Annotated in this window: 20 protein-coding genes; 1 reads left to right on the top strand and 19 read right to left on the bottom strand. The window is 57.9% G+C overall.

Features of this window, described 5'->3' with window-relative positions:
• Positions 1 to 130 precede the first annotated feature (130 nt).
• The 14 genes from I6I72_RS13455 to I6I72_RS13790 form a co-directional block, all read right to left on the bottom strand.
• Entirely contained in the window at positions 131 to 1,102 is a 972-nt protein-coding gene (locus tag I6I72_RS13455) for a lactate/malate family dehydrogenase (protein ID WP_100618672.1), read from the bottom strand.
• Between the two features lie 38 nt (positions 1,103 to 1,140).
• On the bottom strand, positions 1,141 to 2,316 hold the full coding sequence (locus I6I72_RS13450) for an acetylornithine transaminase (protein WP_049147593.1): 1,176 nt from the start codon (positions 2,314 to 2,316) through the stop codon (positions 1,141 to 1,143).
• Entirely contained in the window at positions 2,313 to 3,242 is a 930-nt protein-coding gene (argB, locus tag I6I72_RS13445; protein ID WP_049147595.1) for an acetylglutamate kinase, read from the bottom strand. Before argB ends, I6I72_RS13450 begins: the two co-directional genes overlap by 4 nt.
• A gap of 30 nt (positions 3,243 to 3,272) precedes the next feature.
• On the bottom strand, positions 3,273 to 4,439 hold the full coding sequence (gene argJ / locus I6I72_RS13440; RefSeq protein WP_239685264.1) for a bifunctional glutamate N-acetyltransferase/amino-acid acetyltransferase ArgJ: 1,167 nt from the start codon (positions 4,437 to 4,439) through the stop codon (positions 3,273 to 3,275).
• A 72-nt stretch (positions 4,440 to 4,511) separates the two neighbouring features.
• The gene (gene argC / locus I6I72_RS13435) at positions 4,512 to 5,585 is read right to left on the bottom strand and encodes an N-acetyl-gamma-glutamyl-phosphate reductase (protein ID WP_049147598.1); all 1,074 of its coding nucleotides are present in this window, start codon (positions 5,583 to 5,585) and stop codon (positions 4,512 to 4,514) included.
• A 174-nt stretch (positions 5,586 to 5,759) separates the two neighbouring features.
• Complete coding sequence (locus I6I72_RS13430) at positions 5,760 to 7,328, bottom strand: YfcC family protein (protein ID WP_049147599.1); 1,569 nt, start codon at positions 7,326 to 7,328, stop codon at positions 5,760 to 5,762.
• Between the two features lie 73 nt (positions 7,329 to 7,401).
• Complete coding sequence (arcC, locus tag I6I72_RS13425; RefSeq protein ID WP_049147600.1) at positions 7,402 to 8,337, bottom strand: carbamate kinase; 936 nt, start codon at positions 8,335 to 8,337, stop codon at positions 7,402 to 7,404.
• A gap of 33 nt (positions 8,338 to 8,370) precedes the next feature.
• The gene (argF, locus tag I6I72_RS13420) at positions 8,371 to 9,366 is read right to left on the bottom strand and encodes an ornithine carbamoyltransferase (protein ID WP_049147601.1); all 996 of its coding nucleotides are present in this window, start codon (positions 9,364 to 9,366) and stop codon (positions 8,371 to 8,373) included.
• A gap of 349 nt (positions 9,367 to 9,715) precedes the next feature.
• The gene (locus I6I72_RS13415; protein ID WP_201807204.1) at positions 9,716 to 10,285 is read right to left on the bottom strand and encodes a helix-turn-helix transcriptional regulator; all 570 of its coding nucleotides are present in this window, start codon (positions 10,283 to 10,285) and stop codon (positions 9,716 to 9,718) included.
• A 42-nt stretch (positions 10,286 to 10,327) separates the two neighbouring features.
• Complete coding sequence (locus I6I72_RS13410) at positions 10,328 to 10,690, bottom strand: hypothetical protein (protein ID WP_201807202.1); 363 nt, start codon at positions 10,688 to 10,690, stop codon at positions 10,328 to 10,330.
• Between the two features lie 182 nt (positions 10,691 to 10,872).
• The gene (gene pheT, locus I6I72_RS13405; RefSeq protein WP_049147604.1) at positions 10,873 to 13,401 is read right to left on the bottom strand and encodes a phenylalanine--tRNA ligase subunit beta; all 2,529 of its coding nucleotides are present in this window, start codon (positions 13,399 to 13,401) and stop codon (positions 10,873 to 10,875) included.
• A 36-nt stretch (positions 13,402 to 13,437) separates the two neighbouring features.
• Entirely contained in the window at positions 13,438 to 14,484 is a 1,047-nt protein-coding gene (gene pheS, locus I6I72_RS13400) for a phenylalanine--tRNA ligase subunit alpha (protein WP_046646847.1), read from the bottom strand.
• A 375-nt stretch (positions 14,485 to 14,859) separates the two neighbouring features.
• Positions 14,860 to 15,663, bottom strand: a complete 804-nt coding sequence (locus tag I6I72_RS13395; protein ID WP_005529332.1) for a TrmH family RNA methyltransferase — start codon at positions 15,661 to 15,663, stop codon at positions 14,860 to 14,862.
• A 161-nt stretch (positions 15,664 to 15,824) separates the two neighbouring features.
• A complete protein-coding gene (locus I6I72_RS13790) occupies positions 15,825 to 16,112 on the bottom strand; it encodes a TM2 domain-containing protein (protein WP_223197846.1) in 288 nt (95 codons plus the stop codon).
• 24 nt (positions 16,113 to 16,136) lie between these two features.
• On the opposite strand from I6I72_RS13790, the gene I6I72_RS13785 reads away from it, so the two are divergent.
• On the top strand, positions 16,137 to 16,454 hold the full coding sequence (locus tag I6I72_RS13785) for a hypothetical protein (RefSeq protein WP_236592642.1): 318 nt from the start codon (positions 16,137 to 16,139) through the stop codon (positions 16,452 to 16,454).
• A gap of 125 nt (positions 16,455 to 16,579) precedes the next feature.
• Here the strand turns inward: I6I72_RS13785 and rplT are convergent, their stop codons facing one another.
• The 5 genes from rplT to uvrA all read right to left on the bottom strand — a co-directional run bounded on the left by rplT (position 16,580) and on the right by uvrA (position 21,853).
• The gene (rplT, locus tag I6I72_RS13385; RefSeq protein ID WP_005323264.1) at positions 16,580 to 16,963 is read right to left on the bottom strand and encodes a 50S ribosomal protein L20; all 384 of its coding nucleotides are present in this window, start codon (positions 16,961 to 16,963) and stop codon (positions 16,580 to 16,582) included.
• Positions 16,964 to 17,018: 55 nt separating this feature from the next.
• Positions 17,019 to 17,213 carry a 50S ribosomal protein L35 gene (rpmI, locus tag I6I72_RS13380; protein ID WP_005529328.1) on the bottom strand — a complete coding sequence of 65 codons (195 nt, stop codon included), beginning with the start codon at positions 17,211 to 17,213 and terminating at the stop codon, positions 17,019 to 17,021.
• 36 nt (positions 17,214 to 17,249) lie between these two features.
• Entirely contained in the window at positions 17,250 to 17,771 is a 522-nt protein-coding gene (infC, locus tag I6I72_RS13375) for a translation initiation factor IF-3 (protein ID WP_080548604.1), read from the bottom strand.
• Between the two features lie 297 nt (positions 17,772 to 18,068).
• On the bottom strand, positions 18,069 to 18,968 hold the full coding sequence (locus I6I72_RS13370) for a serine hydrolase (RefSeq protein WP_236592708.1): 900 nt from the start codon (positions 18,966 to 18,968) through the stop codon (positions 18,069 to 18,071).
• A 47-nt stretch (positions 18,969 to 19,015) separates the two neighbouring features.
• On the bottom strand, positions 19,016 to 21,853 hold the full coding sequence (gene uvrA / locus I6I72_RS13365) for an excinuclease ABC subunit UvrA (protein WP_100618674.1): 2,838 nt from the start codon (positions 21,851 to 21,853) through the stop codon (positions 19,016 to 19,018).
• Positions 21,854 to 21,885: the final 32 nt, after the last annotated feature.

The following is a 21,885-nucleotide window of genomic DNA, read 5'->3' as shown; positions in this document are numbered from 1 at the left end:
AAAGAATTCTCCTTAAAACTCATGCCGGCAATCCGATATCCTCAAATGCGCTAAGTCTTAGTGCATTAAATTCGCTTTCAAGCATAAACCTTCAGCGTGAAGGATTCCGGATTTGTCCCGGCGGGCGCCATTAACCCTGCGTACGCTCGAAAGTTGCACGGATATAGTTTGCGGACTCAGCCAACTTCTGGGTCTCCCATTCATCGAGCTTGGGGGCCAAGCGCTTTTCAACACCGCCGCGGCCGACAACCGATGGCAGGGAAAGCGCAACATCGTCGATGCCGTATTCCCCCTCCAGCATGGAGCAGACCGGATGAACTGCCTTCTCATCCAGCATGATCGATCGCGCAATCGCTACCGTGGAACGTGCCACACCAGCGTCGGTCCAGCCCTTTGCATTGAAGACGTCGTAGGCCGCGCCGACGACGGTTTCTTTGAGCTCTTCCTTACCTGGTAGCGAGCCCTGGTGGAGCTCTTCGAGTTCTTCCCAGCCCAAGCCCTGGACGTTCAGTTTCGACAGCACTGGGAAGGCAGTCATGCCGTGTTCACCCATCATGTAACCGGTGACAGACTTTGGATCGATACCGAGCTCGCGCCCTATAGCCCAGCGCAGACGCGCTGAATCGAGCATGGTGCCGGTACCAAAGAGTCGCTCGCGTGGGTAGTCGAACTCGCGGTGCGCAAGGGTAACCATTGCGTCCAGAGGATTGGTGATAAACAGGATGACCGCTTCACGCGTATGGGCAGTGATGCCTTCCATGACGTTGCGAATAACGTGGCCGGAAGAAACTGCCAACTCGGCACGGTCAGGGGCAGAACCCGGATTGTCCGGGTCCGGCTGCATGGACGCACCGGCAGAGACGATAATGAGGTCAGCATCAGCGCAGTCCGCGTAGGTACCGGCGTGGACGTGGATATGGTCAACGCCAGGCACGCCGGTGGATTGATCATGGTCCAGCGCCTCACCGTGTGCCACCTTATCGTTGACATCGATTGCGGCGATATCCGCGAAAAGGCCAGACTCCATGGCATAAGCAAGGACCGAGGATCCAACGTGACCCAGGCCAATACAAACAAGCTTTGTGGTGTTTAGGTTCTTCATATTCCCGAGCATAAACCTCACGCCGGACACGTGGTGCTTTAGCTGACGGTGGCGTCGGAAAGCGCCAGCGCAAAGCGGTTAACCGCGGCGTCCAGCTCTGCCTCTTCAATCACCAGCGGCGGCGTCAAACGCACGACGGAATCATTCGGCGCATTCACAATTACTCCGTGCTTGAAGCCGGCGCTGACCACCTGTTTAGCCACAGGGCGTTCCAGAACCACGCCCAACATCAGGCCGCGACCGCGCACTTCTACTACGCCAGGCAACGCAGCTACGCGTTCTGCGAGCCGCTCTCCCTTGTTGCGCACCTCAGCAATGAACGCGGCATCAATAGTGTCCAGTACCGCATTTGCCGCCGCACACACAACGGGATTGCCGCCAAAGGTCGTGCCGTGGCTACCCGGAGTAAGCAAATCCTTCGCCGCGCCCCGTACGATGGTCGCGCCGATGGGCAGGCCCGCCCCCAAGCCTTTGGCCATGGTAATCACATCGGGCAAGATTCTCGCAGACTGGAAAGCGAAGAAGTCACCAGTACGCCCGACGCCAGTCTGAACCTCATCAACAATCAAGAGGAGCTCGTATTCATCGCATAACTGGCGCACCTTAACCAGAAATCCATCCGGCGCGGGAATCACTCCGGTCTCGCCTTGGATAGGCTCCAAAATGATTGCCGCGGTATTGGCTGGGTCCTGTTCCACCAATGTGCGCAGATATTCAATGTCGCCATAGGGATAAAATTCCACGCCAGCTGGCAGCGGCTCGAAAGGCGCCCGTTTGCCCGGCTGCCCCGTCATCGCGAGCGCGCCCATCGTACGCCCGTGGAATCCGTGGTGCGCCGCCAGCACCCGCTTCTTTCCAGTCAAGCGTGCTACCTTGAACGCAGCCTCGTTGGCCTCAGTACCGGAGTTGCAGAAGAATACCCGGGCATCGCTATCGCCCACCCGAGCCTTGAGCTTCTGTGCAACCTCAACCACAGGATCGCTAGCAAAAAGGTTGGATACGTGCGCCAACTTAGCCACCTGCTGGCTTACCGCCTGAACTACGGCAGGATGCCCGTAGCCTAGTGAATTGACCGCAATGCCGGCCAGCATGTCAATGTAGGACTTCCCCTCTTCATCAACCACGGTAGATCCTGCACCTGAGACCAATCCGAGCGGCGGAGCGCCGTAGTTATTCGCGATCGCCTCGTTCCACTGCTTTATAAGCGAAGTCATGCGTTATCGTCCTTTCTAAAGACCGTTCCTTCCGGATAATCAGCACGGTCATAGTTATCAGGCAGAATCATCGTTCCGATGCCGCCGGAGGTCAGCAGCTCTAGGACCACCGCATGCTCGGTGCGGCCATCGATAACGTGGGCCGCATTTACCCCTGCCTCCACTGCTTTAAGGCAGGCCTCCATCTTGGGGATCATCCCGCTGTCTAAGGTGGGCAAGAGCTGCGAAAGCTCGCTGCACTCAATCTTGGAGACCAAAGAATCGGAATCTGGCCAGTCGGTATAAAGGCCCTCCACGTTGGTTAGGACCACGAGCCTTTCCGCACCCACAGCGCTAGCAAGCGCACCCGCCGCGGTATCCGCATTCACGTTATAAACCTCGCCATCCCTACCGGGCGCAATGGTTGACACAACGGGAATCCTTCCCGCATCCACGATGTCCATCAAGGCTTCGGGGTTGACGTCGGTAATATCGCCGACCAAACCAATGTTTGTCAGCCGCCCATCGATGTTGACCAGGCGCTTTCGGGCGCGAAATAGTCCTGCATCCTCGCCCGAAGTGCCCACCGCGTAGGGCCCGTGGGAGTTGATGAGGTTGACCAATCCCCTGCCCACCTGGCCAAACAAGACCATCCGTACGACTTCCATAACCTCCGGGGTGGTTACCCGAAAGCCACCTTTGAATTCGCCCTCGATGCCGAGCCTGCCCAGCATCTGGTTGATCTGCGGGCCGCCGCCGTGGACGACAATCGGCTTCGCGCCTACCGCGCGCAGAAAAACCATGTCTGCCGCGAACGCCGCCTTGAGCCGCTCATCCACCATGGCATTACCGCCATACTTCACCACGACTATTTTGTCGCGATAATGCTGGAGCCACGGCAGTGCCTCCGCCAAGACCGTGGCCCGCTCCAAGTTCGTTAACTGCATAGTCTCCTCGCCTTTGCCTATTCCCCGAAGCTAAGAGCTATAGGCCGAGTTGATTTCGACGTACTGATGAGACAGATCCGTAGTCCGTAAAAATGCTCGGCCTGGCCCGTTAAGACCTAAGTGAACGTGGACGTCAATATCGATTCCTGATAGGTCCACCTCGCGCGCGCCGGGCGCGCCCGTGGAGTTGATGCAGACAGGCTGATTGTTGAAGGCAACAGAGATGTTTTCCGGGTCCATATCCGCGTCCGCCATGCCCACTGCCGCAAGGACGCGACCCCAATTGGGATCGGAGCCAAACATCGCACACTTGAACAGGTTATCCCGGCCCAGCGTCCGCGCAGCGGCAAGCGCCTGCGCATCGTCAGTGGTGCCCTCGACGGTGATTTTGACGCGCTTGGTCACCCCTTCCGCGTCGGCCTGCAGCTGATCCGCGATATCGGCACAGGCTTTAAGAACAGCATCGTCGAGCTCTTCCTGCGAAGGCTCGATGCCCGATGCACCATTTGCCAAGATGATGACGGTGTCATTAGTCGAGGTCGAGCCATCAATATCTAAGGTATTGAAGGTCGCATCGCATGCACTGTGCAGCGCTTGCTGCAGCGCGGCAGGCGTGGCCGCGGCGTCGGTTGTCAGGCACACGAGCATCGTTGCAAGCGAGGGCGCCATCATGCCCACGCCCTTGCCCATCGCACCCAAAGTCCATCCACCACCGTGCACCACAGCTTCCTTCGCCACGGTATCGGTGGTCATTATCGCCTCGGCGGCAGCGTGACCTCCTTCTGAGCTGAGTTGCCCCACGACGCCGCGAACGCCGCCCAATGTTTTATTCATCGGCAAAGGCTCGCCAATCAGCCCTGTGGAGCATACAGCGATATCTTGCCCGACAATTCCAGTTAGAGCAGCAAGTTCATCCACCATGGCTTGGGCATCTTTGTCGCCTTGCTTCCCGTTACAGGCGTTGGCGTTGCCCGAGTTATACAACACGGCCCTTACCTGCCCGTCTGCGACGGCGGCCTTGGAAAGTTTTACAGGTGAGGCAACGACCCGGTTGCGGGTAAATACCGCCGCTGCATTAAAATGTGGGCCTTGATTTACAACGAGCGCCATATCTGATTTTCCAGATGGCTTAATCCCAGCAGTGGTTGCTCCCGCCACAAAACCTTTCGGCGCGGTAACGCCAGTTGGTTTGGTCACGGGCACTCCTGGCGTGGTGGGTGATAGAGACATGATCTTCTCCTAATTAAAAAGGTGGCTATTAATAACCGCCTAGGGCGCGACGGCCGCTTGTGGCAGGCCGGCGGCTTCTTCAAGCCCTAGCGCGAGATTCATACATTGAACGGCGGCACCGGCGGTGCCCTTGGTCAGATTGTCGAGCGCAACAGTGATGAGCAATCGTCGGGCACGACCGTCCACATGAGCGTGGATATGCACCATGTTGGAGCCCACTACGTTCTGCGTTTCTGGCTGGATTCCTTCTGGCAAAACCAAGCAAAAAGGCTCGTCCTTGTAGAAGTCCGCGAAGGCTTTGTGCACCTGGGAGGCATCCACTCCTCCGGCAAGAGGAGCGCTGATAGTGGCCAAAATCCCCCGCACCAGCGGGGCCAAGACCGGAGTAAAGCTGAGGTTAAGCTCAGCGTCACCGTGCACGAAAGGCGCCAGGTTCTGCACCATCTCCGGGGTATGGCGGTGCGTGCCGCCCGGCGAATAGGCGCGCAAACTGCCCATGGTCTCAGTACCAAGCAACCCCACTGCGGCCTTCTTGCCTGCGCCGGAAACGCCAGTAACCGCAACCACGTTGAGCTCAGGTTCGATGAGCTCCTGCGCCAAGGCCGGCACAGCACCCAAAGTCACGGCGGTGGGAAAGCACCCCGGCACCGCTACCTGCGATGCCCCCTGCAGCTGTGCGCGATTTCCAGGCAGCTCTGGGATGCCATAGGGCCATGCGCCCGCGTAATCCCCACCATAGAACTCCCGCCAGTCCTCTTCGCTCCGGAGGCGGAAATCGGCCGCGCAATCAATCAACACCGGCACGGCGACGCCGGTGCTTTGCGACGCCGCCTCAATCTCCCGCGCCAACTTCGCCGAGTGTCCGTGCGGCAGCGCCAGGAAGACCACCGAATGCCCAAGCAGGTTTTCCGCCGCAATGTCTTGAATAGTATTCCCCCACACCTGCGGCGCATTTGGCACGACCCGCGCCACCGGTTGCCCGGCTGTGGAGTGCCCACAGAGGGCGCCAATCCGCAGCTTACCGGACAAATATGCTGGATGGGACAAGAGCAGGCGCAGAATCTCGCCGCCTGCATATCCGGAAACGCCCGCGATGGCTACTGAAATACTCATGCGGGAAACAATAACAAGTTATGCAAGGCGCTGCAATATATACGAGGAGTCTTTTATATCGCTCCAAAACGCAAAGTGCCTCCCGCGGCCCTCCTCTAACAATTGAGTGGAGAAGAAAGCCAAGCGGGAGGCACTAAACACTGAGCCTGAGGGCCTCCACCCTCGAGCCACAGCTTAGGAGTAAATCAGCACCTGAGTTACCAGCATGATGCCGCCGAAGACCAGAAGGAAGACCATCATCGGCCAGACGAAGCGCAGCCAGTGCGTGTACTTCATCTTCAGCATCTGCAGCGTTGCCATGACCAGGCCGGTCGGGCAGATGAACAGCATTGCATACTGTCCCCACTGATAAGCACAGACCACAATCCAACGGTCGATGCCCACCGTATCTGCCAGCGGCGCCATAATCGGCATGGACAGCACAGCTAGGCCGGAGGAGGAAGGAACAACGAAGCCCAGCAGGAAGAAGATGATCATCAGCATGATGATGAAGACTGGACCATGCATTCCCTCAACCAGGTTGGTTGCAGAGTTCAGCAGTGTATCGGAGATATGACCATCATTGAGCACCAGGTTGATGCCGCGGGCCAGACCGATAATCAGGGAAACGCCGACCAGGCTGGAAGCACCCTCAGTGAAGGCGTCGCAAAGCTCAGCTTCGCCCAAGCGATTCTCACCGGTTGCCGCAATGAACATGATGGCCAGGGCCACCGTGAGGAATGCGGCCGCCATCGTTGGGAACCACCAGCCCTGGGACATAACACCCCAGACCATCAACGGGAACGCGATAGCGAAGAGGATGAGGATGACCTTCTGACGAAGGTCGAACTTCTTAACGTCACCGGTGGCGTCCATGGACCACTGGCCCTCAAAGACTTCCTTATCCTCCAGGACATAGGAGAAGTTCGGGTCTGCCTTGAGGCGACGCGCATACCAAGCCATGTAGCTAATCACCACGATGCCGCCGACGACACAGCCGACCAGACGCCATACGATGCCGTCTGTGAAGTTGATACCCGCCGCGTTCGACGCGATAACAACCGAGAACGGGTTAATCGTAGAGAACGCCGTACCCATGGAACCTGCCAGGAAGATGGCGCCCACCACGACGATGGCGTCATAGCCTAGCGAGATAAAGATTGGGGCGAGGATTGGGTAAAAAGCAACAGCTTCCTCCTCCAAGCCACAGGCGGAACCGCCCATCACCATCAGCACGGAGACCACGACGACGAGCAGGAACTCGTGCCCCTTCGTCTTCTTGGTCAGTGCGACCAGGCCCGACTCGAAAGCGCCCGTTGCGCGGACCACGCCAATGAGGCCACCCAGCACGAGGATGAACACGATGATGTCAACGGCCTCGATGGTGCCCTGCACCATGCTGACCGGGATATCCCACAGACCAGCCGGGTTCTGCGTGACATGCTCATAAGTGCCCGGGACGGAAACTGCCTGCGTCAGTGCACCAGAGGTGAACTGATCGATGTTGATCTGCACGCCCAGGCTATCGAGAGTCTTCTGCGTAGCGTCCAGAACGTCGACCGAACCATCAGGGTTGGTCACGTTCAGCTTGCCCGAGTCAGGGTCATACATCAGCTTCGAATACGAGCCTGCCGGAACCAGCCAGGTGGCGATTGCAGAGATGACCGTCAGGGCAAACAGAATCGTAAAAGCAGACGGAACAGAGAAGTGAAACCTCCGCCTCTTCTTGGGGTCTGTATCCTTCTCTTTCATTGGCGCGGTCATGGCGCCTTCCTTTCATGTGATAAAAGGCCGGGGAAGCCAGCACATACTGTCTTACCCGGCCAATAAATTTCTCCTAAGAGGTTATAACGGTTCCGACGGAACCAGTCATGGCTTCACCGGCATGTTCGAGCGAGGTGATGATTGCTCGACGGCCGGCGCCCGAACGGGCGAACTCCAAGCAGGCTTCCACCTTCGGCAGCATTGAGCCTGGTGCAAAGGCTGCATCATCAATCAGCTTCTCTACCTCGTCAACGGTGACCTTCTCCAGAGCCTTTTGTTCTGGGGTGTTAAAGCCGGAGTAGGCGTAGTCAACTGCGGTGAGAATCAACAGGGTGTCTGCCTCAATCTGCTGAGCGATAAGAGCCGCGGTGCGGTCCTTATCGATGACTGCGGTGACACCGCTGAGCTGGCCTTCCTTGCGGACTACCGGGATGCCGCCACCACCGGCTGCGATGGCAATGCCACCGGAGCCCAGGATGTTGGCGATGCTCTTTGCCTCTACAACCTCGATAGGAAGTGGCGAGGCAATGACCCAACGCCAGCCGCGGCCGGAATCCTCGACGTAGGTGTTGCCGGTTTCCTTAGCCAACCGCTTTGCCTCTTCCTCGCTGTAGTACACACCGATGGGCTTGGTTGGGTTATCAAAAGCCGGGTCGTTTTCGTCGACAACCGTCTGCGTGATGAGGGAATAGCAGTCGCGCTCTAGGTTCCGCATGCGCAGCACATTCTCAATGGCCTGCTGGAGGTGGTATCCGATGTAGCCTTCGGACATTGCACCGCACTCGGCGAAAGGAATCTCTGGCGTGGTTCCCTCCTGGTGTGAGAAGTCGGAGGAAACCTTGATCATGCCAACCTGTGGACCGTTGCCGTGGGTAACCACGACCTCGTGGCCGGCCTCGATGAGGTCAACGATTGAGTCGGCGGTCTGGCGGATTGCTTCCAACTGCTCGGTTGGGGTGTTTCCAAGGGCGTTGCCACCTAAGGCAACGACAACACGTCGCTTATCCATTGCACTTTCTCCTGGTGAAAAGACCTTGATTTTCTAGGACAAGGTGGCGTACATGACCGCCTTGATGGTGTGCAGACGATTCTCTGCCTCATCGAAGACCTTGGAGTAAGCGGACTCGAAGACCTCGTCGGAGACCTCCATCTCGCTAACGCCGAGCTTCTCGGAGATTTCCTTGCCAATGACGGTCTTGACGTCGTGGAAGGAAGGCAGGCAGTGCATGAAGATGGCGTCGTCGGCAGCCATTGCCATGACATCCTTGGTGACACGGTATGGCTCGAGCAGCTTGACGCGCTCCTCCCAGAGCTCAGCCGGCTCACCCATGGACAGCCAGATGTCGGTGTAGATGACGTGAGCGTCGGTGCAGGCTTCCTTGACGTCTTCGGTCAGGGTGACGGAGCCGCCGGTCTCGGCTGCAATCTTGGTACACTCCTCGACCAGGCCATCTTCTGGCATCTGTGCCTTCGGGCCACAAGCGACGAAGTGCATGCCGAGCTTTGCACAGACAACCATGAGGGAGTTTGCAACGTTGTTGCCTGCATCGCCCATGAAGACCAGCTTCAGACCCTTCAGTCCCTGTGGGAAGTTCTCCTCTACAGTGAGCATGTCTGCAATCATCTGGGTTGGGTGGAACTCGGTGGTCAGGCCGTTCCAAACTGGAACGCCTGCATTTGCGCCCAAGTCCTCAACAATCTCTTGAGCGAAGCCGCGGTACTCGATGCCGTCATACATGCGGCCCAGCACGCGAGCGGTGTCCTCGATGGACTCTTTCTTGCCCATCTGCGAGCTATCCGGCGCCAAGTAGGTAACGCCCATGCCAAGGTCGGAGCCGGCAACCTCGAATGCACAGCGGGTACGGGTCGAGGTCTTCTCGAAGAGGAGGACGATGTTCTTGCCCTCGAGGTAGCGGTGCGGCACACCGGCCATCTTCATTTCTTTGAATTGCTTGGAGAGACGGATAAGGTAGCGAATCTCGTCTGGGGTGTAGTCCAAGAGCTTGAGGAAGTTACGTCCGCTGAGGCTTACTGGCATTGTTGCCAACTCCTTTCTTTAATAGGGCCTTTTGCCCTATTTTCACTCCGGCTACTCCCCTTCAATTCACACTCATGGGGTGCGCCGGCCGAACCCGGAAGCCTTGTGCTTCTCATCTGAAGTTCTGGCTTTATCGTGACTCGATTTCCCCACCCGAGCAAGCGCTAATCGAGTTCATTTTTCATTAAATCCAGCGTTGACCGCCACTAAACCCGATTTAAACCGCCTTTGAAGTGCAGGTTTATACGCAAGGTTTAGAATGTGACATCCATCCCTTTTTCTAGAGACGGTAACGCAACCTACAAATTCACCCGGTTTAAACCGCTGCCCAAACGCGAGCAAAAGCCGGTTACATTACCCCTGACCAGTACCCCTCAACCAATAGGTCACGAGACTCGTAGGATGACTTTTTCAAAATGTTGTGAACGTGGACCTTTACGGTAGAAAGCGAGATGCCGAGTTCGTCCGCGATTTCGCGATTGCTCTTGCGGGCAAGCACCAGGCCGGCCACTTCACGCTCGCGCTTCGAAAGGCCATGGACCTCCGAAAATCGCTCAAGGCTGCGCTCATGAAAGTCATCCGCTGCCGCATCTGCGATTGGCTTGACCGCCGCATCCGCACCAACGTGGCGCAGAACCACTCGCGCATGAGAGATGACCGCCCAGCCGATGGCAACGATTAGAACGTTTTCCATAAAATTGCGCTCCGGCAAGAATGAGAGCACATCGGGGCCGGCTTTCTCCCAGTCAAAGATGAGCTGATAGTAAACGTTCTCTGCCACCACCAGCACGGCACAGATAGCGACCTGGAAGAAGAGATGGCGGTAGGAATAAAGGCGTGCGCGCTCCGCGGGATCATTCGCGCGCAAGTAGCAGCCAAAGCCATAGCAAAGCAGAAATGTCAGCGTGATAGGCCGCATGTTGAAGAAAAGGAACTGGCGTAGTGCCGGGTCCTCTACTGCCTACAAGGCCGCGACGCTGCCTATCAGGAACAACCCGACGCAGGCATGCGGCAGAAAGCGCCAGCCATTTAAGTAGCGCTGCACCACGATGGCCATCACAGCCATCATCACGCCACCCAGCAATATCGACTCGAAAGGCGCCGTAATTGCGTAAACAGAAACCTCACGGTTAGCCATCCCGCCGTGGATGAACTGCGTTCGAAAGACAAGCGCTATATCGAAGGCATAGACGCCGAAGAATACCGCCAACAGTTTGAAGACTTGGGAGCGGGTGGCCACCAGGCATCCCACGCAGACGCCGGCGACCAGGACGCTGGCTAGCAGCATGCAGATAGTGAAATAGAAGACGGCATACTCTAGCACCAGCACCTACTTTCCCAGCAGCGAGAGAGAAAAACTGCCGGTTTCAAGTCAGACCCAATAACTTGGGTAATCATAGCTCACATCATTAAGGATTCATAAGAATAGGACCGAGCAGTCACCCATAATTAGAAGTGATCTGCACGGTCCTTAGCGCGACTCAACGCGCGGGTTTAAAACCTCGTTTAAGCGCGCATCTGAGCGCCCAAACGCTGCTCGGCCAACTTCGCTGCAGCCAGGCGGTGCTCGCTTGCTTCCTCGTCGGTCAGCGTGCGGTCAGAGGCACGGAAGATCAGCTGGAAGGCGAGTGACTTCTTGCTCTCACCGAGCTGCTCGCCGCGGAAGACGTCGAAAAGCTCAACACCCTCGAGCAGTTCGCCGGCGCCTTCCTCCACGACCTTACGCACGGACTCAGCAGGAGTGTCTTCGTCGACTACCAACGCGATGTCTTGGTGCAGTGCCGGGAATGCAGACAGAACCGGAGCCGGGAACATCTCCTCAGTAGGTAGCGCGTTTACGTCCATCTCCATCGCGCAGGTGCGTGCCGGCAGGTTCAGTGCCTCGAGGATCTCTGGATGCAGCTCGCCTGCATGGCCCACGACGACGCTTTCACCATCGACGACAGCCTTGATCGCTGCGCAACGGCCCGGGTGCCACGGCAGCTCGGAGGCAGCCTCTACCTCGATCTCTACGCCGGCCGCGCGAGCGACCAGGCGCGCAGACTCAATGGCATCGGCGTAGGTGTAGGCGCGACCCTTGCCCCATGGGCCCTCGTGCTCGACGTTGCCGGTAGCAACGGTAGCCACGTGCAGCGGCTGGTACGGCAGGGAGTCACGAAGCTCCTGAACGACGGCGTCGCTTGGACGCTCCTCAACGGAAGGCATTGCGGAAGCGTCCGCACGCTTGAACGAAACCTGCTGCAGGCCGAACAGCGCGAGGTCGTTACGGCCGCGGGCGACGTTGCGTGCAACTGCTTCGAGCATGTTCGGCAGCAAGGTGGTGCTCAGAATTGCCTTATCTGACTCGAGCGGGTTCTGCACGGAAACGGTCTTGCGGCGCTCGTCATCGCCTTCCAGGCCCCAGACATCGAAGGTGTTGTTGGCGATGAACGGCGAAGGCAGCACCTCAGCGTAGCCTGCATATGCCAAGCCGTGACCGATAGCGCGGCGACGCTTCTGAGCCGGGGTCAGACCGCGGCCACCAACTGGGGTCGGCAAAATGGTCGGGATGTCCTCTAGGCCTTCCAGACGCAGCACCTCCTCGATGAGGTCAACATCCATGGTGATGTCGGTGCGCCAGGTAGCCGGGGTAACCAGCAGGTTGTCCCCGGACTCTTCAACCTCACAGCCCACCTCTTGCAGACGGCTCACGATTGTCTCACCGGAGTATTCAACACCGGCATACTCGCTCGGCTTGGTAGCGCGCATGGTGATCTGCTGCGGACGAGCGACCTCGCCGACCAGGGTGCGGCCGGCTTCGATGGTTCCGCCAGCGATCTGCACGAGCAGTGCACAGGCGACGTCGAGTGCAACTTCAACGATGGCCGGATCTACGCCTCGCTCAAAGCGGCGGGATGCCTCAGAAGACAGTTTGTGGCGGCGCGAGGTGCGAGCCACGGTGATGGAATCCCAGTTTGCGGCCTCGAAGTAGACGTTGGTGGTGCCGTTTTCGCCCTTGGTAATCTCCGAGCTCGTTCCGCCCATCACGCCGGCCAGGGACTGGATACCGTTGTCGTCGCAGATGACTACGTCTTCGGCGTCCAGGGTGCGCTCAACGTGGTCGAGGGGCTCGAACTTCTCCCCTGCCTGCGCGTTACGTACAACAAGGTCGCCAGAAATCTGATCGGCGTCGAAAGCGTGCATCGGCTGGCCGAGCAGCAGCATGACGTAGTTGGTTACGTCGGTTGCTGGGTTAACAGGGCGTTGGCCTGCCAGCATGAGCTCGCGCTCCATCCAGAACGGAGTGCGCGCGGTCGGGTCAATGCCAGTGACCTTCCGCAGGCCAAAGCGCTGTGCCTTGGTCTCCTCGCGCAGCTCAACATTGATGAGTGAGCCACTAGCCTCCGGCACAGCGCTGACATCGATGCCAGCAACGGATGGTTCCTGCGCCGGGCACGCGTAGTCAAGGCCGAAGGCCGAGGCAACCTCGCTGCCGAGGCCGCGCAGGGAAAGCGCGTAGCCACGGTCCGGTGTGATGTTGACGTCGAAGACAGTATCGTCCAGCCCCAAGAATGGACGGGCATCCTGGCCGACTTTGTCCGCGAACTCCTCGCCCAAGGTTATGATGCCATCGGACTTCTCAGCGATGCCCAACTCGGCCGCGGAGCACATCATGCCCGCAGAGATCTTGCCGTAGGTCTCACGTGCGGAGATCTTGAAGCCGCCTGGCAGCTCAGCACCTGGCAGGGAAACTACGACGTAGTCCCCCAAGCGGAAGTTGCGCGCACCACAGATGATGCCCTGCAGCTCGCCAGTGCCGTTAGCGTCGCCGACATTGATCTGACAGTAGCGGATGGGCTTCTTGAAGCCCTCGAGCTCCTCGAAGGAGTCAACGTGGCCGATAACGAGCGGGCCGGTGATTTCTGGCAGGCCCTCGTAGCCCTCGGTCTCAAAGCCGACGCGAACGAAACCAGCGTCGAGTTCTTCCGGAGTGACGGACCAGCCGGGGTTTTTCGCGCCAAGCAACCTGGTTACCCAGCTCTGGGAAATAAGCATTGTGTCTAAATTCCTTCCTAATTGCGGGGTAAACGGTTATGCCTGGACGCCGAATGGCAGGGTGAAGCGAACGTCGCCCTCGACCATGTCTCGCATGTCGGTAAGGCCATTGCGGAACTGCAAGGTGCGCTCGAGGCCCATGCCGAATGCAAAGCCGGTGTACTCCTCTGGGTCAACGCCCACTGCGCGGAGGACGTTCGGGTTGACCATGCCGCAGCCGCCCCACTCGATCCAGCCTGCGCCGCCCTTCTTGTTTGGGAACCAGACATCGACCTCGGCAGAAGGCTCGGTGAACGGGAAGTAGTTGGTGCGCATGCGGGTCTTGGTCTCAGGGCCGAACAGGACCTTGGCCAAGTGGTCCAAGGTGCCGCGTAGATGAGCCATAGTCAGGCCCTTGTCCACTGCGAGTCCCTCAACCTGGTGGAATACCGGGGTGTGCGTAGCGTCGAGTTCGTCGGTACGGAACACACGACCTGGGCAAGCAATGTAGAGCGGAACATCGCGGTCCAGCATGGTGCGTACCTGTACAGGAGAAGTGTGGGTACGCAACACCTGCTTTGAGCCTTCAGTCGAGACATGGAAGGTGTCTTGCAGGGTACGTGCTGGGTGATCCGGCTTGAAGTTCAACGCATCAAAGTTGAAGTACTCCGCCTCGACCTCAGGACCATCGGCGATTTCCCAGCCCATGCCGACGAAGATGTCGGCGATGCGCTCGGACAATGCCGTAATTGGGTGAAGAGCACCGGTCTGGGCGCGGGTGGTGGGGATGGTGACGTCGACGGTCTCGGCAGCGAGCTGAGCCGCACGAGCCTCCGCCTCAAGAACAGCCTGAATCTCCGCGTAGCGCTTCTCGACGCGACCGCGCGCCATGTTGACGTTACGGCCAGCGTCCTTGCGCTGATCCTTAGGCAGGCTGCCGAGCATCGTGCGAGCTTGTGGGATATAGCCCTGCTCACCGAGGTGCTCACGGCGAGCCACCGTCAGCTCATCGAGCGTGGTAGCTGCTTCGAACGCGGTGATTGCGTCGTCGGCAGCCGCGCCCAGGGCGGCTTCGGTCAATTCGATCTGAGGTGTATCGGACACGTGCCTTAAGTACCTTCTTCTAGCGAGAAAAACTAACGCCCGTTATCTTAGCGCAGTTCACTCGCCCCTAACGCAGCGGGGCGCCGCTCCACTGAGCCCCGCTAACGTTTCCTAGTTGATCGAACGGGTCCACTCAACGGGCATGACCCCTGAAAAGGAGACAGGGTGAGGGGCAGTTATGCCCGTCATCGGGTTCCAGTTCCACCGTCACCAGTTGATACGCTGGCGACTCGACGCCCAGGGCGTGGCCAAGCTGCGTCTTCGCGAACGGGAAGGAAGGCACCGACACAATGTGGAAAGCAATAGCCATAAGCCAAACGCTCCCGTTCGTTAGCCACCACTTTCCCGTTCGGATCGTGACCTGCCAGGCAATCTTTAGGAGCGATTCAACGCTTTGGCAGATTCATACAAACAAATTGAGGCTGCCGTGGCAAGGTTGAGCGACTCCGCGCGGCCGAGGATCGGAATGCGCACGCGCATGTCCGCTTCTTCTTGCAACTCCCCTAGTCCATGAGCTTCGTTACCGAACAACCAGGCGGTGGGTTGGCTGAGATCGGCCTCGGCAAGATCTACTTCCCCATCAGCGGCAGTCGCCAGAATCTGCATGCCTGACTTCCGCAGCTGCCCAAGCACATCCTTGATGTTCGGATCGCGCGCTACGGGAATATGAAACAGTGACCCAGCCGAGGCACGCGCCACTTTGCAACCCAGAGGATCGACTGTCTCGCCTGCAAAGATGACGCCGTCGGCGCCCATAGCGTCCGAAGTACGGATGAGCGTTCCAGCATTGCCAGGCTCCGAGGTAAGGACTGGCACAGATACTAGATTTGGCTTGCCGTTGAGAATCTTTCCGGCCGACCAAAGAACAGGCTTGCAGAGTGCGAAAAGACCGGTTGTGGTTGCGGTATCAGAGAGATGGCGTGCGGCTTTGTCGGTGATTGGATGGACGTAGACATCCATATAGCCACACGCAGTGACGATGTCTTGGAAGCGTTCCGCAGCCTTCTCGGTCACGAATACGTCAGTGGCGGCCCCGGTAGATACTGCGGCGTCGACTGCGTTTTCGCCCTCAATGATGAATTGATTCGCCTTTTTGCGGGCCGCTGCACGGTGCAGTTTGGCGGCATTGACGATGCGCGGCGTGCGCTCTGTAAAGGCACTCTCAAAGTCGAGGTTCATGGCCACCACCTTACTAGCCAGGTTTGGCGCTTAGAACCTCCCCCTCCCCTGCAAGGCCAATCACCTTGAGCCCTTTCACCCGGACAAGGCTTTCAATGCACAAACCCTCCATCTCGCATTGCCCGAAAGATGGAGGGTGAAGGTCGACAGACTACTTAAGACTACTTACGCAGCGGAACGCCTTGCGCATCACGGTCGAATCCGCCGGCGCCGGCCAGAATCATGATGAACTCAACGAATGCCCACAATGAGATGAAACCAACTACAAAGAAACCAATGAGCACAAACACGGTGATGCAACCGAAGATGAAGCCCAACAACTGGCCGAGCGCGCGCCCGGTGTTCCCCAGGTAGAAGTTGTGCGCGCCGAGGTAGCCGAAGAAAAAGGCGAGCAGCCATGCAGCAACCCAGGACTTCTGCTCAGCTACAACGGCATACTGCTGTTGCATTGGGTAGGCCTGCCCGTATTGCGGTTGGCTAAATTGCTGCGGCGCAGAATAGCCCTGGCCATATTGCGGTTGTTCGCCCTGAAACTGCGCTGGAACATTGTTACCCTGTGGCTGGCCAAATGGGTTTACCGGCTGGCCACCAGCATTGCCTTGCTGAAAACCATTATTTGGGTAGGTCATAAAAGTGCTCCTGAAAATGGACAAAATTTAAGAAAAAAGTTCAACGCCCCTGCGCTGAACACCACAATCAAGGTAACACGACAAATCACTCGGCACATAAAAGAAAGAATCAATTGGGGAATCATCCCCAACCAATGGGAATTTGATTATCTGCCGGTTTAAGAAAATTGCAGCGACATTTTCCGCACAGTCACCATAAAACGACGAATCCCTCCACCTGTTCGCGTGGACTCAGGTGGAGGGATTGGCGAGCATAAAGCTCAATAAAGAACCTTAAGTATCGGTTCTTAGGCAGCCTTCGGAGCGTTGACGTCCTCCGGCAGTGCAGCCTTTGCAGCCTCGCACAGTGCGGAGAATGCCTCGAAGTCGTTTACAGCAAGCTCAGCGAGGATCTTGCGGTCAACCTCGATCTCAGCCAAGCGCAGGCCGTGGATGAGACGGTTGTAGGTGATGTCGTTCATGCGGGCAGCAGCGTTGATGCGCTGGATCCACAGCTTGCGGAACTCAGACTTACGAGCACGACGGTCGCGGTAAGCGTAAGTCATGGAGTGCAGCCACTGCTCCTTGGCCTTACGGTAGAGGCGGGAGCGCTGGCCGCGGTAGCCCTTAGCGGACTTCAGAATCGCGCGGCGCTTCTTCTTGGCGTTAACTGAGCGCTTTACTCGTGCCACAGTAATACTTCCTTAATCTTTTGTGGGTTTAGTAAGTGGGTTGATTCGGCGCTAATTAGGAGCGGCCGAGCAGGCGCTTGACGCGCTTGACGTCGGAAGGTGCAACGTCCTTGGTGCCCTTGAGACGACGGGTCTGCTTGGATGGCTTGCCCTCCAGCAGGTGGCGGCGGCCAGCCTGCTCACGGCGCAGCTTGCCGGAACCGGTCACCTTGACGCGCTTGGCGGTGCCCTTGTGGGTCTTCTGCTTCATGAGAATTAAGTCCTTAAATCCTAAGTGGAGCTTGGTCTACTTCTTGCCCTTGCGGACGGGTCCCAAAACCATGGTCATGTTGCGACCATCCTGCTTGGGGCGAGACTCGACGATGCCGTACTCGGCGACATCCTCGGCGAGGCGCTCCAGCAGGCGGAAACCAAGTTCCGGACGCGACTGCTCGCGGCCACGGAACATGATGGTTACCTTGACCTTGGAACCCTTCTCCAGGAAGCGCACCACATTGCCCTTCTTGGTTTCATAATCGTGATCATCGATCTTCGGACGGAACTTCTGTTCCTTAACCACAGTCTGCTGTTGGTTCTTACGGGCTTCGCGAGCCTTCTGAGCCTGCTCATACTTAAATTTGCCGTGGTCCATGATCTTGGCTACTGGCGGCTTTGCATTAGGTGCCACCTCGACCAAGTCAAGATCTGCTTCGTATGCAAGCTTGCGAGCATCATCAGTACGGACAATGCCCACCTGTTCACCACCGGGGCCAACAAGACGGACCTCGGGTACTCGGATGCGCTCATTAATGCGAGCTTCAGCGCTGATTGTGGTTCTCCTCGATTAGGGGGTTAGTGATGTGCCTACCGAGACCACAAACGAAATCCCGGTCTGCCAGAAGCAGCCGGGAGCTCTCATAAAAACGTTAAGGTATTAACCTCAACCCTTTTACCTTTATCCTACGAAGTCAAAGAACTTCGCGGCTTCAGGTGGGAGAAACTCCGCTTGTGACCCGAGACCTCCTGGAGAAGGTCCTACGGGCGGTAGTGCTGATTACTTTAACACCGGCTCATACAAAATCCAAATCGCAACGCGCCCACACTTTTGACTGCATCCACAACTTGTTTAGATCCGCCTGCACGCTGCAAAGGGTTTTATGTCCCCATCTTCGATGGCTTGCTCCACAAGCTTGTCGACGCCCTTCGCTAGCGCATTGAGAGCCGGCTCAGCATCGCTGAAATCATCCCCCGGCATCACGACTTCGATTGCTAGCCCAACGCTCTGCGGCTCGGCGCCTTTGGTGGTGCGCACGCCGAACTGCCGGTGGGCATACATTCCATCAATCTCAGACAGACCCCATCCGCCCTTTGCACGCGTATCGGGCAGTGCGGAGAGCCCGTTGCCGTGGTAGACGATGAGATTGGCCATCGCATCATATACATGGCGGGCATGAGCGACGCACGGAAGTGAAGCCCCAAATGCAGCCTGATTTTTCAGCGTCCATGTGGAGTAGCCAAAGGAGTCCTCTACTTTAGCTGGTGCGTCGTATTCGTCGAGCAGGTCTGAAACCGCGCCATTCGCGTCACCGGTTTCCCATTGCACCTGGGTCCACAACGCATATGCGGCGTCATTGTCAGATTGTTCGATTGCCAGATCTATCATCTGCTCATCCGCGCCGACCTCCGCCGCTGCAATCGCAATCGGCACTTTGATTGTGGACCAGGTCGGCTCCTCGCCCTTCAGACCACGCTGGACGGATCCAGACTGAGCATCAATAGCAACACCTGCTTCGACACCGTAGCGCTTTTCAACACGGCGAATCACGCGATCCAGTTCTCCAGCTAGACGCAGCGAATCTTCCTCAGCGCTCCGATCTTTAAGCACACCAGCTAAAGCCTCCACAGATTGCAAGGCTTGACCCTGAGCGTCCCCCTCAGGAGCCGTTTGGACATTGTCACAACCGCCCGCTGCTCCTGATAATCCGAAGATAACCAGCGCTGATGTAATCAGCTGGAAGGATCTCACGTGCTTCAATCGAAAGATTCTAGCCTTGTCTAGGGCGCAGCCGCCTCTTACAACAGCTCCTTGAGGTACTGGCCGGTATAAGAGCCTTTCACCTTTGCAACATCCTCGGGAGTACCTTGCGCAACAACGGTTCCTCCACCATCGCCACCTTCCGGACCCATGTCGACAATCCAGTCAGCTGCCTTGATTACATCGAGGTTGTGTTCAATGATGAGCACCGAGTTGCCCTTATCAACGAGCCCCTGGATGACGAGCATCAGCTTTCGGATGTCCTCGAAGTGCAGTCCAGTCGTCGGCTCATCGAGGATGTACACGGTACGACCATTGGTTCGCTTCTGCAGCTCAGATGCCAGCTTCACGCGTTGAGCCTCGCCACCAGAAAGCGTGGTTGCCGCTTGGCCCAAGCGAACATAGCCCAGTCCGACGTCGACAAGCGTGGCGAGGTAACGATGGATCGAGGTAATCGGCTCAAAGAACTCCGCTGCCTCGGAGATCGGCATGTCAAGAACCTCCGCGATGTTCTTGCCCTTGTAGAGAACCTCAAGCGTCTCACGGTTGTAGCGAGCGCCCTGGCAAACCTCACACGGGACATAAACGTCCGGCAGGAAGTTCATCTCGATCTTCAAGGTGCCGTCACCTTGGCACGCCTCACAGCGACCGCCCTTGACGTTGAAAGAGAAACGGCCAGGTTTATAGCCGCGAACCTTCGCCTCTTGTGTCTCGGCGAAGAGGTTGCGGATCTTGTCGAAGACACCAGTGTAGGTCGCGGGATTAGAACGTGGGGTACGGCCAATTGGGCTTTGGTCCACCTGCACGAGCTTGTCCAAGTGCTCGACGCCCTCTACTCGCTTGGCGCGTCCCGGAACCTGGCGAGCGCGGTTGAGCTTATTGGCCAGAGTCTTCGCCAGAATCTGGTTGACCACCGTCGACTTACCGGAGCCTGAAACACCGGTGATACACACCAGGACGCCCAGTGGAATCTCGACGTCGATGCCCTTGAGGTTGTTCTCACGCGCGCCGACAACCTTGAGGGTTCGGTCCTTATCGATCTCGCGGCGCGAATCCGGCACGGCCAAGACGCGATTACCGGCCAAGTATTGACCCGTCAGCGACTCCTCAACTTCGAGGATTCCCTCTGGCTCACCTTGATAGACCACCTCGCCGCCATACTCGCCGGCGCGAGGCCCGACGTCGACAAGCCAGTCCGCTTCGCGGATCGTATCTTCGTCGTGCTCGACAACGATGAGGGTGTTGCCGATATCGCGCAGACGCTTCAACGTAGTGATGAGGCGCTGGTTATCGCGCTGGTGCAGGCCGATCGACGGCTCGTCGAGGACGTACAGGACGCCCGCCAAGCCCGAACCAATCTGAGTAGCCAAGCGAATACGCTGCGCCTCGCCACCCGACAACGTCGAAGCGCCGCGGTCCAAGGTCAGGTAGTTCAAGCCCACGTCGAGCAAAAAACGCAGGCGGGCTTGGATCTCCTTGAGCACAGCGCCGGCAATAATTTCCTCGCGGTGACCCAAGACTAGTGAATCCAGGAACTCTGCAGCGCTTTCAATGGACAACGCGGACAAACCCGCGATGGACTTTTCGCCGTGAGCAGTGGACTCAAGGCGCACGGCGAGGATCTCCGGACGCAGACGAGTGCCTTTACACGCGTTGCACGCCACGCGGCGCGTGTACTGAAGCAGGCGATCCTTCTGCGAGTCGGAGTCTGCTTGCTCCAGCTTGCGCTCCAAGAAGCCAATGGCGCCCTCGAAAGGCGCATTCCAATTGCGCTGGCGGCCGTAACGATTCTTGTAGCGAACATTGACCTCAATGTCCGTGCCGTAGATGAGGGCGTCACGCTGCTCCTTGGTCAGCTCGGAAACCGGGGTCTTCGGGTCGAAGCCCATGGTCTTAGCCAGGCCCTCGACGAGCTTGACGAAGTAGCGCGAGTTCGGACTCGAGTGCCACGGCTGAATGGCGTCGACTGCGGGAGCATCTGGATCTGGTATGAGCAGGTCCACATCAACTTCGAGACGGGTACCGAGACCATCACAGACCGGGCAGGAACCAAAGGGTGCGTTGAAGGAGAACGCGCGCGGCTCGTATTCCTCGATGGTCAGCGCGTGGCCATTCGGACAAGCGGCTTTTTCGGAGTAGGTGTGAGTGAGCTCCGGGTTATCGATGAAGTCGAGTGTCACCAAACCGCCAGCCAGGCGCAAAGCGGTCTCCACAGAGTCAGTCAAACGTTGCTTTTGGGAAGCCTTGACCTGGAGGCGGTCAACAACGACGTCGATGTCGTGCTTGATCTGTTTTTTCAGCGTTGGCGGCTCGGTAAGCTGGTAAACCTCGCCGTCGACGCGCACGCGGGAGTAACCCTGCGATGCGAGATCCGCGAAGAGATCAACAAACTCACCCTTGCGTTTGCGCACCACCGGCGCGAGAACCTGGAACTTCAGCTTTTCTTCCAGCTCAAGAACAGCATCCACAATCTGCTGCGGCGTCTGCCGCTCGATCACTGCATCGCATTCCGGGCAATGCGGGGTGCCAGCACGCGAAAACAGCAAACGCAGATAATCGTAGATCTCCGTGATGGTGCCCACAGTCGAACGGGGGTTGTGGTTCGTCGATTTCTGGTCGATGGAGACCGCCGGCGAAAGTCCATCGATAAAGTCCACGTCCGGCTTGTCCATCTGGCCCAAGAACATGCGAGCATAAGAGCTCAACGACTCCACGTAGCGCCGCTGGCCCTCTGCGAAAATGGTGTCAAAGGCAAGCGATGACTTGCCAGAACCCGACAAGCCAGTGAAAACCACCATTTTGTCACGCGGCAGGTCGATATCGACGCCTTTTAGGTTGTGCTCGCGAGCTCCACTAACGACCAAACGATCAGCCACTATGTGTGCCTCCTCTTATCGGCCCGCGCTGT

This window comes from Corynebacterium striatum, from assembly GCF_016728105.1.
In the GTDB taxonomy this organism is placed as follows: domain Bacteria; phylum Actinomycetota; class Actinomycetes; order Mycobacteriales; family Mycobacteriaceae; genus Corynebacterium; species Corynebacterium striatum.
Note: the sequence above shows the minus strand (reverse complement) of the source record. Positions and strands in the feature narration are given on the sequence as shown.